This is a genomic window from Lysinibacillus sp. GbtcB16, from assembly GCF_019091145.1.
Lineage (GTDB): Bacteria > Bacillota > Bacilli > Bacillales_A > Planococcaceae > Lysinibacillus > Lysinibacillus fusiformis.
This window is the reverse complement of record NZ_JAGXJV010000223.1, coordinates 1-323: the sequence shown is the minus strand read 5'-3', so window position 1 is coordinate 323 and position 323 is coordinate 1. Positions and strand designations below refer to the sequence as shown.

Here is a 323-nt window from a genome sequence, read left to right as displayed (position 1 = left end):
AGCTGTCAAATGCAATATCAATCGATTTAAGTGTATCTAGTGCATTGGCATAAATAGAAATTCCCAAAGGTGAGCCAATATCTAAGTTATTAGCAGTATTAGGCTTAAAGTATTTAAAAGTAGGCCGTGATAGGTTCTCTATATATACTGCTTCTTCTAAATTAGGATATAACTCTGCTAATGGAACCTTTACACCTAATTCATGCTTATTATCGCTTTTATACAGCTCATTCTTGATGATGTATGTGCCATTCTCAACTAAATGCCATTCTAGCAGCGTATACTTTTTGCCGCCTTTAAACGCTTCAGTAATAAATACACAT

At 34.1% G+C, this 323-nt stretch carries 1 pseudogene; it reads right to left on the bottom strand.

From position 1 onward, the window contains the following. Window positions 1–323: pseudogene (locus KVT27_RS24085) on the bottom strand (phage portal protein); the annotation flags it as partial.